Source organism: Streptomyces sp. NRRL S-1022 (genome assembly GCF_000720135.1).
Taxonomy (GTDB): domain Bacteria; phylum Actinomycetota; class Actinomycetes; order Streptomycetales; family Streptomycetaceae; genus Streptomyces.
This window is the reverse complement of sequence record NZ_JOIU01000097.1, coordinates 1-825: the sequence shown is the minus strand read 5'-3', so window position 1 is coordinate 825 and position 825 is coordinate 1. Positions and strand designations below refer to the sequence as shown.

At 67.9% G+C, this 825-nt stretch carries 1 protein-coding gene; it reads left to right on the top strand.

Going from position 1 to position 825, the window contains the following annotated elements; translation table 11 throughout:
• Nucleotides 1-109: 109 nt before the first annotated feature.
• Nucleotides 110-825: IS481 family transposase (locus IG05_RS0140960; protein WP_030349173.1), on the top strand; the 716-nt coding region annotated here is incomplete at its 3' end.

Sequence of the window (825 nt, the reverse complement as noted above, 5' to 3'; positions counted from 1 at the left end):
GCCTAGGTGTATTGATCACGAGCGTTGTTAACAGGGCCGGGGTCTTGATCATGGCGAAGACCTCCGGTGTGGTGGAGGTGTCTAAGCTGCACCGCACACGGAGGTCTTCGTGTCCCACCGTAATGCCCGTCTGACCGTTCACGGCCGGCGGATCCTGGTCGAACGCGTCCTGTCCGGCCGTCCCGTCGCGCACGTGGCGGCCGAGATGGGCATATCGCGGCCCACCGCCCACAAGTGGATCCGCCGCTGGCGGGCCGAGGGCGAGGCCGGCCTGCACGACCGCTCCAGCAAGCCGAGAACCACACCCCACCGCACCCCGCCCGCGCTCGAGGCCCGAGTCTGCCGTCTGCGGACCGACCGCAAGCTCGGTCCCGCCCGCATCGGACCGGTTCTGGGCCTGCCCGCTTCGACCGTGCACCGCATCCTGACCCGCCACGGCCTCAACCGCCTGGCCTGGCTCGACCGACCCACCGGACAGGTCGTCCGCCGCTACGAACGCGACAGGCCGGGCGAACTCGTCCACGTCGATATCAAAAAGCTCGGCAACATCCCCGACGGCGGCGGTCACAAGGTCATGGACCGCCGCCAGGCCATGGACAACAAACTCGCCACCACCGACCGACGCCGCAGCTGCAAGCCGGTGATCGGCTACTCGTTCATCCACTCCGCCGTCGACGACCACTCCCGCCTGGCCTACAGCGAAGTCCTCACCGACGAGCGCAAGGAAACCGCCGCCGGCTTCTGGCAACGGGCGAACGCCTTCTTCACCGCCCACGGCATCACCGTCGAACGAGTCCTGACCGACAACGGCTCCTGCTACAAGTC